General features: G+C 49.6%; 7 protein-coding genes. All 7 read left to right on the top strand.

Going from position 1 to position 9136, the window contains the following annotated elements; translation table 11 throughout:
• The coding region (locus ARC85_RS10415; protein ID WP_286714814.1) for a glycosyltransferase at window positions 1-1258 on the top strand (1258 nt) is incomplete at its 5' end.
• The gene (locus tag ARC85_RS10410) at window positions 1255-2625 is read left to right on the top strand and encodes an O-antigen ligase family protein (protein ID WP_286714812.1); all 1371 of its coding nucleotides are present in this window, start codon (window positions 1255-1257) and stop codon (window positions 2623-2625) included. The genes ARC85_RS10415 and ARC85_RS10410, both read left to right, overlap by 4 nt.
• A 21-nt stretch (window positions 2626-2646) precedes the next feature.
• Entirely contained in the window at window positions 2647-3756 is a 1110-nt protein-coding gene (locus ARC85_RS10405; RefSeq protein ID WP_286714810.1) for a glycosyltransferase family 4 protein, read from the top strand.
• A gap of 4 nt (window positions 3757-3760) precedes the next feature.
• Window positions 3761-5275, top strand: a complete 1515-nt coding sequence (locus ARC85_RS10400; protein ID WP_286714809.1) for an oligosaccharide flippase family protein — start codon at window positions 3761-3763, stop codon at window positions 5273-5275.
• Window positions 5276-5278: 3 nt separating this feature from the next.
• Window positions 5279-7210, top strand: coding sequence for an asparagine synthase (glutamine-hydrolyzing) (gene asnB / locus ARC85_RS10395; protein ID WP_286714808.1), 1932 nt, complete (start codon window positions 5279-5281; stop codon window positions 7208-7210).
• Window positions 7203-8270: a GNAT family N-acetyltransferase gene (locus ARC85_RS10390; RefSeq protein ID WP_286714807.1), complete on the top strand. Its 1068-nt coding sequence runs from the start codon at window positions 7203-7205 to the stop codon at window positions 8268-8270. Before asnB ends, ARC85_RS10390 begins: the two co-directional genes overlap by 8 nt.
• Window positions 8249-9130 carry a glycosyltransferase family 2 protein gene (locus ARC85_RS10385; RefSeq protein WP_286714806.1) on the top strand — a complete coding sequence of 294 codons (882 nt, stop codon included), beginning with the start codon at window positions 8249-8251 and terminating at the stop codon, window positions 9128-9130. Before ARC85_RS10390 ends, ARC85_RS10385 begins: the two co-directional genes overlap by 22 nt.
• Window positions 9131-9136 lie beyond the last annotated feature (6 nt).

Below are 9136 nucleotides of genomic sequence, written 5' to 3'. Positions count from 1 at the left end.
GGCGGGAAATAGGCAAAAATCGAACAAAACAGAGGGTGATAACGCCAAAATCGCGCTTGAATGGCTTTTTTTCGAGTTGAAAAGCGATTCAGCGATAAATCAGGCGTTAATCAGACCCTCCCTAAGAACAGTTTTCATAGGGTCAAAGGATATGCCCGTACCTATTCTGTACGTCATCGACAGTTTTAAGAATCCACACGCCGGCACCGAGGGGCAGCTCTATCAGTTGGTTGAAGGGATTGATAGAAAAAGGTTTTCTCCTCACCTTTTAGTCTTTCAGGAGTCCGCCTACCTGAAAGAAAACGGGTTTCCCTGTAGCTACACGGTTTTGGGACGCTCGGGCCTCACTAATCCCGCGGCTTGGTTAGCGCTCTGGAAAGAAGCAAAGCGGTTTCGGAAAAGCGGTGGAAAAATCGTTCATGCGTTTTTTATTGATCCGTCTATCATGTGCCCGATTGTATTTAGACCGTTTGGTGTTCATACGGTTATATCGCGTAGGGATATGGGCTATTGGTACACGAAAAAATACCTTTTCCTGTTACGGTGTTCTCGGCGTGCCGTATCGTCGGTAATTGCGAACAGCCAAGCCGTGAAGGATGTGGTGTCCAGAAATGAAAGAATTCCTAAAGACGGAATAGATGTGATTTATAATGGCTATGAGGAAAGGGTTGGAGACGCGTCGATTCCTGATGAAGTCCTTTTCTTGCGTAATCAATATCCTGATGCTGTTTTTGGTGTCATCGTAGCGAATATTCGTCCACTGAAGCGAATCTCTGATGCGCTAGTTTCTCTGGCGGTGGTAGTCCAGAAAGGAGGCAATCTTCATTTGGTTGTGATAGGCGATGGCGACCATAATGAGTTGAGCCAACAGGCTGAAGCTTTGGGTGTGCGAGAGCGGGTCCATTTTTTGGGGCGTCGTTCAGATGTTGCTGATTGCCTACCGGCTTTCGACATAGGAATACTCTGTTCTGAGTCCGAGGGCTTTTCCAATTCTATTGTTGAGTACATGCGTTCAGGTTTACCAGTGGTTTGTAGTTCAGTCGGTGGGAACCCTGAGGCAGTAGAGCATGGTGTTTCCGGATATCTATATAATTGCGGAGACACCAACGAGTTGGCCGATAGTCTTATGAAGCTAGTTCTTGATGAAAACTTGAGGCATAAGATTGGCGCAGCAGCTTTGGTATCATCCGGGGCTCGATTTAGCAAAAGAGTGATGGTGGAAGAGCACCTGGATTTTTATAATGAGCTCCTCTCATGACCTCAAGGATTAACAGTTCTACAAGGCTCCTTTCGGATAAATTCTCAAAGTCATTGGTCAGTGACTTTACCTTCTATTTTTTTATTTATTTTGTCATTGATTTTTTTATTAGGTTCTCTGCGCGTTTTCCTGCCTATGCGGTTATTCGGCCGACATTAATTGCGGTTTTGGTGCTATTGGTTTTTCTGTTTTTTCAAAAAGATAAATTTAAAGATAGGATTGGCGATCCCATTTTTAAGGCCTTTTTTGTTTTAGTTTCCTACATAATATTTTCAATTCCGTTTGTAGAATGGCCCGGAAGTGTTGTTAAGGTAAATCTCGATACCTTTCTGAAGGCCTCAGTTTTTCTTTTTTTTGTTGCGTTGTTTGTTGATACGGAAAGACGTCTTAGGGTTTTTTTAATCGTTTTTGTTGGGTGTCAGATTTTTAGGGTCCTGGAACCTCTATATCTCAATATTACAAGCGGTTACTGGGGTAGCTCTACCTATTTGAGTTCCAAAGAGTTCGCAAATAGACTCGCAGGCGCGCCGGCTGATGTCATTAATCCTAATGAATTGGGTTTTGTTATAGCAACTGCCGTCCCATTTCTTCACTACTTGCTTTGGCCGCTCGGCTGGAAATCAAAATCACTCTATTTGTTGTTAATGCCGATGCTGCTTTACGCCCTGATATTGACAATGTCCCGTGGTGGATTTATCGCGCTTCTTGTAGTTGCTTTCTTTGTTTTCAAGGAGTCAAAAAAGAAATTTCGATTAATAGCCGTCGGGGTCTTGGCAGCGATTCTTGCTTTTTCAGTAATGACGCCTGTTCAAAAGGAGCGATACTTATCACTGATTGATCGGGATGCCGAGGGTGGTGCGTCAGCAGAAGGTCGGATTAGAGGTATGGTTAATGAGTTCAAGTTGGGAATGACTAGACCTGTCTTTGGGCACGGTCTGGGCACAACACCTGAGGCGAAAGTTCATAAGTTGGGCGCTCGTCAGGCTAGCCATAACCTTTATGCAGAAGTGCTCATAGAGCTAGGGGTGGTCGGATTTCTGATTTTCATGGCCTTTCTTTTTAAAATCATAAAAAAGCTTTTTTTTGTGAGATCCAGTTTCTCAAAGCTTAATTTGAATAGTCTTGATTTTTATGCGCGATTAAATAAGGCGCTAATAGCGTTATTTTGGATGTATGCGGTTTATAGTATTAATTATTGGGGCTTGTCTCAATACTATTGGTATTTGTTTGCCGGTCTGGTTATAGCATTTTCTAATTTGGCGTTGAAGAATATTTCTGGTAAATCTTATGATAGTTCTTCGGTCGATTCTTGCCATTATGATTCTAAGTTCAGGTTGGCAAATAAAATCAGAGATAGAAGTTATTAATTTTCTGATAAAGGTTTAAATATGGAAGTTTTGATGACTGCTTTGCAGCCTGGTGGAGGTATAAAAACCTTTTTCAGGTATATATATGGACAAGATTGTTATAAGGACTGTCTGTTTACCTTGTTTGCACCGGATCATGGTTTGTCCGATTATTTAGATAAGTCCTTGGGCAAAAATAGGATCAGGTTGATTGAGTCGCCTGAAGAACCATTATCTTTCGTTAGAGAGTTGAGAGCGCTCCTTAAAAAAACGTCTTCTGATTTAGTTCACTCCCATGGTTTCGGAGCAGGGTTGCTTACAGAAGTTTCCAGGACAGGGCTAAAGCGAAGACATTTGATGACAGCTCATGACGTGTTTTTGGATTCGCAGTTCGGCGGGGGCGTGGGCTCAGCAAAGAAGTTTGTCATGGCTCGATTGTTCCAGAGAATTGATGCAATCCATACCGTTACGGAGGATGCTACAGAAAACTTTCGGACATTCTTCCCGAATGTGCCCGCTAAGCAGCTTTATCCAATCTTACACGGCGTGGATACCGATTATTTCGCCAACGAGCCCTCTTCGGATCTTAGAGCGCAGTTGGGGGAGGGGGAGGATACGCGTCTTGTCGGCTTCTTTGGTCGATTTATGGGGCAAAAGGGCTTCCGTACATTGGTAGATGCAATTGCCGAGCTCAAGTCGGCGGAGTTCATGCCTTTACTGAAGGTTGTTACTTTTGGTTGGGGCGGGTACATACGTGAAGACTATCAATACATAGAAGAAAAAGGGCTTTCGGAACAGTTCATCCAAATGCCCGGTACTGACAATATGCCTTCCATGATTAAGGCGGTAGATATGGTCGTGATGCCGTCTCGCTGGGAGGCCTGTGGGTTATTGGCGATGGAGGTCCTGTCTGCCGGTATTCCGCTTCTATCCTCTGACTGCATTGGGTTGCGCGAGGTAGTCGCAGGGAGTCCTACCAGGACATTCCTGCCGGGAGATCATGCGAAGTTGGCAGATCTTATTAGGAAGGAGGCTGAACAGAGCAGCAAGCAAGAGTTTGCCGACTACCAGTCCATCGCAGTGAGACGATTTGGCATAGCTAGACCAGCCCAAGAACTGCGTGCCCTTTATGATCAATTGGTAGGGTCGTAGATCAATGATTCGTACCCTGCTTGTTAATACCGGATCGAACGTTCTTGTAATGTTTGTAAAGCTGATTATCACGTTCGTGATGACACCGGTTTTCGTTCATAACCTGGGGAAATACGACTACGGGCTTTGGGAGATGATTGGTGCCGTAATTGGCTATATGGGCATCCTGGACCTGGGGCTTCGTCCCGCAATTAGCCGATTCGCTGCCAGGCATCTTGCAGAGGAAGATGAGACGGCACTCCAGTCGGTTTATATGTCGGCTCTTGTATTCATGGCGCTTGTGGGAGTTCTATTATTTGTATTCTTTTTCTGCTGGGGCGTCTGGTTTTCAGGCGGTATAGCCCCAAACGATGAGCCACACCAAAAATACACGCTGTTCCTTGTTATTATTGGAGCCTATTTGTTGATCTCATTTCCTGGTTATGTTGCTGAAAGCTATCTGGAAGGGTTTCAGAAATATTACCTAAAGAACAATATAACTATTATAAACTCCGTTTTTGGTTCTGTTCTTTTATACTATTTTATAACTCCGGAAAATGGACTGGTGCTTCTCGCGACCATTAATGCGATTGGTTTGACGATTAAATACGTTTTATTTATGTGGATACTTTCACGACCGGCTTATGGGGCTATTCGAGCTCAGATGGGGACATTCTCGTTGAGCCGGTTGCGAGAACTGATTGTGTTCGGGTTCAAGTCGTTCATTCAGGGAATTGCCACCCGAGTGGAGAACGCCACGGATGTCTTGGTTATCGGGCTGATAATGGGGCCTGCTATGGTGCCTTTTTACAGCATTCCAGCCAATTTGACTCAGCACATACGTGGCCTTGGATGGACTCTAACTCATGCCTTCATGCCTCTGTTCAGTGGCTTGAGTGCAAAGGCAGAAAACGAGACCATTCGAACGGTTTTTCTCATCTCTTCCCGGTACGTTGTCAGCATTCTATTTGCTATGGGGACCGGCGCTTTATTGCTTGGTGCGCCATTTATCTCGATCTGGTTGGGCCCTGAATTTGGTGAAAAGGCCAAGTGGCTTATCCTGTTTCTGGTCTTTTTTACGATATTGCCGTTCATAAATCCTTTTGCCAGCCGTTACCTCACGGCTATTAATAAGCATGGAATTTTCGCTCGCCTTACGCCATTGGCAGCATTGCTTAATATCGGGCTAAGCCTTGTGCTGGTCCATCCATTTGGACTTGAGGGAGTTGCCTTTGCCTCCGTCGTCCCGGGGCTGATTTTTGTGCCGCTGTATCTTCGGTACACCTGTCGGCACCTGGGTTTGCCGGTTAGGCAATATCTCCGGGCGTCTGTGCTGCCGGCGTTTGTACCGGCCGGTTTGATGGCTTTGATTATCCTGGGACTTGGCGAATATCTGGTGTACGACTCGTATGGTCATATTTTGCTAGGCGCTATATTGGGAAGTGTGGGTTGGTTAGCGGCCTTCTGGTTGCTGGTGTTGAATCGGGAAGAGCGAGACTACGTAAGCGCTCGATTGACTCGCATTGCAGGAAGGAACTAATCCATGTGCGGTTTTGCAGGATTCGTAAACAGGGATGTGGGTCGAGGGCCCGAAACGACGCTGGAACGTATGGGTGAGGCTATCATTCACCGGGGCCCAGACGACGCCGGAGTTTGGGTGAGGGCCGAGCTTGGTGTTGGTCTGGTGCACAGGCGGCTGGCCATTCAGGATCTGTCACCGGCGGGTGCGCAGCCGATGGCGTCAGCGAGCGGGCGCTTTGTTATTGCCTTCAATGGGGAAATCTATAACTTTCGGCAGCTGCGAGCAGAGCTTGAAAAGGAGGGATGCACCTTTCGGGGCCACTCAGACACGGAAGTGATGCTCCACGCAATTGAGCGTTGGGGGTTGGAAGAGAGTCTGCCGAAGTTTTCGGGAATGTTTGCTTTTGCGCTGGTGGATCTGAAAAGCCGGGATCTGATTCTGGCCCGAGACCGAATGGGTGAAAAGCCACTGTATTATGGATGGCAAGGCAACACTCTGTTGTTTGGTTCGGAGCTAAAGGCGCTTCGGGTACATCCTGCATGGCAAGGCGGTGTAGAGCCTGGGGCGCTGGCGCTGTTGCTCCGGCACAACGTGATACCAGCACCGATCAGTATTCACAAAGGGATTTTAAAACTACCGCCTGCCTCGCTGGTTCGTTTTCCTCTTGATGGATCCTCACCGGGTATGTTACCGGAACCGCAACGCTACTGGTGCCTTGAGGATTGCTTTACAGAGAGCCGGGCGCCGGAAAGCTTTGAGGCTGCCAGTGACCAGTTGGAGGCTTTACTCGGGAACGTGATCGAAGACCAGATGGTATCGGACGTTCCTTTAGGTGCTTTTCTCTCCGGCGGTATCGACTCTTCCACCGTGGTTGCACTTATGCAAGCCCGTGCAAGCCAGAACGTGAGAACGTTCAGTATTGGCTTTGATGAGCCGGGCTTCAATGAGGCAGAGCATGCTGCAGAGGTTGCCCGTCATCTGGGAACCGAACACACGGAGTTGTACGTAACTCCCGAGGATGCGCTTAACCTCGTGCCGCGGTTGCCAGATCTATACGACGAGCCTTTCGCGGATTCCTCGCAGTTGCCTACTTTTCTTGTCAGCCAGATGACACGGAAGCATGTCACGGTTGCATTGTCAGGTGATGGCGGAGATGAGTTGTTCTGTGGCTACACTCGGTATCCCTCGGTTTATAACCGTTGGCGGAGCCGAAGCAAGCCGGCTGGTGTCGCCCGGCGCTGGTTATCCCGCTTACCAGAGGCGGCGGCGGCTCAGGCGATCCGGGCTCTGGTGCCTTCCCAGCGAGGTCGGTCGACGCTGGCAATTCGTCATCGCCTCAAAGCGGAGCGTGCGCTGGCCTCGACCGCGGATCTGTCAGATTTCTATCGGCAGTCTGTCTCTTTCTGGAATGAGCCCGAGTGTTTTCGGAGGGGCGTTCAGGAACCCACATATGGTCTGACCCAGGCAATCCCGCGCGGTGTTCCCCTCGACGGCTTGAAAGCGTTGATGTGGCGAGATCTGAATTGGTATCTGCCCGATGACATTCTGGTGAAGGTCGACCGGGCAGCGATGGCCTGTAGCCTTGAAACCAGGATACCGATGTTAGACCCGAAGGTGGTTTCCTTCGCGCTGTCGTTACCGTTGAGCTATAACCTTAATGGCGGTGTTGGCAAGCAGGTGCTGCGTAGCGTTTTGTACCGCCACGTGCCAAAGGCCTTGGTGGACAGGCCCAAGCAGGGGTTTGCGGTGCCCGTGGGGCAATGGTTACGGGGCCCACTGCGCCCTTGGGCGGAGGCGCTGCTGCAACCGTCTGTCTTTGACAAGCAGGACTATCTGGACCGCTCAGTTGTGAATGCCTATTGGCAGGAGCACCTCAAAGGGCGGGAGGATTACTCTGCAGAGCTATGGGGCATTCTGATGTTTCTGGCATGGCTGGAGCGCACGGGTGGCTGAAATCAAACCCTATGATGATCAACGCCATCGGGAGCAGGTGCTGAACCTGTTTGCTGATGTGGCGTTCAAACGTGATATCTGGAGTTATCAGTTCCAGGAGAATCCTGGTGCGCGTGATCGTGGCTTTGCTCCGGTGGTGGCGGAGGAGAACGGTTCGGTTGTCGGCTTCAACGGGGTGGTGCCGGTAAGTATTCTATGGAATGGCCGGCCAACACAGGCCATGTGGAGCTGCGACTTCAAGGTGTCTGAGCGCCAGCGAGGAAAGGGCGTAGGCCGGCTGATCAAAGTAGAGTTGGCACAACGCTCTCCTATTCTTATGTCGTTTGGCATCAGCCCGGTCGCCGCCATTGTATTGCAGCGGATGGGTTGGCGTGCCAGCGACCAGGTGCATTTTCTTCGTAAAATCCGTCAGCCTCGTAGCGCTCGTGACTGGGCTTTGATGCTTCTGCAATTTTGCACTCGACTGGTTAATCGCCCAGTGCAGAGCCGACACATGCGGGCGTCTCTCCTGCAGCAATTGCCACCCAGAGAACAGATTGATGAGTTGTGGGCGGCAGTTGCGCAAGGCTACGACAAGGTTGTTGTGAGAGACTGGGCTTACCTTGACTGGCGCTATCAGCGGCATCCGTTTGCACAGTATTCATTTCTGGAAGTACGGGACGAGAATGATTCCCTCAAAGCTCTGGGGGTTGTCCGTGCGGATGACCGACAGGTTCGGCTGGTCGATTACATCGGGCCAGCAGCTTCAGCAGCGCTGAAGTCGGCGGTTGTAGAGGCAATGCTGCGGCAATGGCCGAATGCAGCCTCTTATTCTGCCATGACGTCCGATTTGGAGCTGAAGCAGGTCATGAAAGCGCACGGGTTCTATCAAGGCCGTGAGCAACCCCGATTTTTTGTGTGGGAATCACCAAAGCGAGTTTCGTCAAACGGAGATTGCACCAGCGGCTGGTTCATTATGGGGGGGGATTCTGATGGCGAACTGCTGCAGTCTGCCCGGGAAGCGTGGAATGAAGAACGTATTAACAAGGACGATGACGGATGTCGGCTAAAGACCCTTTGATCACTATTATCACTCCTACCTATAACCGTGCGGAGTTTATTCTCCAGGCGGTTGAGAGTGTGATGGGGCAGACGTACGGAAACTTTGAATTTCTGATCGTCGATGACGGTTCAACGGATAACACGGTGGAACTGCTTGAACCCTACCTGCAGGATGAACGCGTCCGTCTGTTCCAGCAGGATAACCAGGGGCAGAGTGTGGCCCGAAATGTGGCTCTGGCGGAGGCGTCCGGCGACTTCATATGCTTCCTGGATTCGGATAACTATTGGCCGCTTGATAAGCTGGAGAAACAAGTCAGGGTTTTTGAACAGCATCCGGAAGTGGATGTGCTATATGGCGATAATGTGATTATCAACGAACAGGGTGCTGAGATCAGCCGCAAGAATATGTCGCGTTATTCGGGACGCATTGCCGCGAGGATGATTCGGGACAACTGTGTTGCCATGAACACCACAATGGCAAGGCGCCGCTGCTTTGATGAGATGGGCGGCATGAGCGGAAAACGACGTGTGGCTGACGACTATGATTTGTGGCTACGGTTTTCCGCCCGGTATCAGTTTCGCTATGAGCCGGAATACTGGGCCTGGTATCGAGTGATGGAAGATCAGATTTCGTCGGATAAAACACAGCGGTTCCGGGTCAATGAAGCCATCATTCGCGACTTTCGCCGAGAGTATCCTGAGGCCCTCAGTGCGAGTGAATTCGATAAGGGATTTGCCCATTTCTACATCAGGAAGGGGCGTTACCTGGGCGCCGTGGGTAAAAAGTTTGCGGGCGTTAAAGAAATCATGAAAGCGCTGAAGTATGCGCCGGCAGAAACCAACGTCTGGCGAGCGCTGCTTGCGGTGGCACTGAAATAAAAACAA

This window comes from Marinobacter sp. tcs-11 (assembly GCF_002049515.1).
GTDB classification, from domain to species: domain Bacteria; phylum Pseudomonadota; class Gammaproteobacteria; order Pseudomonadales; family Oleiphilaceae; genus Marinobacter; species Marinobacter nauticus.
Note: the sequence above shows the minus strand (reverse complement) of the source record. Positions and strands in the feature narration are given on the sequence as shown.